The following is a 270-nucleotide window of genomic DNA, read 5'->3' on the forward strand; positions in this document are numbered from 1 at the left end:
GATTCGCCCACGACCGCCAGCGTCTGCCCCGGCCGGATCGACAGGCTTACACGGTCGATCAGATCAACGGGCTGGCCGCGAAAGCGGATGGACAGGTCGCGCAGCTCCAGCACGGGGCGGGTCGGTTCAGAGGTCATCGGCAGAAGTCTCCTTCAGGCTGTGGCGCTGATAGATGTTCTGAAGTTCGCCCAGATGGGCGCGCATGGCCTGTTCGGCGCCGTCTTCGTCACGCGACGCGATTGCGGCCAGGATGGCGCGGTGCTGCACATG

At 65.6% G+C, this 270-nt stretch carries 1 protein-coding gene; it reads right to left on the reverse strand.

All coding sequences use genetic code 11. The annotated features are described in order from the left end of the window. Nucleotides 1–126: 126 nt before the first annotated feature. Nucleotides 127–267 carry an FCD domain-containing protein gene (locus RMT89_RS46315; protein ID WP_399498991.1) on the reverse strand — a complete coding sequence of 47 codons (141 nt, stop codon included), beginning with the start codon at nucleotides 265–267 and terminating at the stop codon, nucleotides 127–129. Nucleotides 268–270 lie beyond the last annotated feature (3 nt).

It is taken from the genome of Streptomyces sp. P17, assembly GCF_032436805.1.
Lineage (GTDB): Bacteria > Actinomycetota > Actinomycetes > Streptomycetales > Streptomycetaceae > Streptomyces.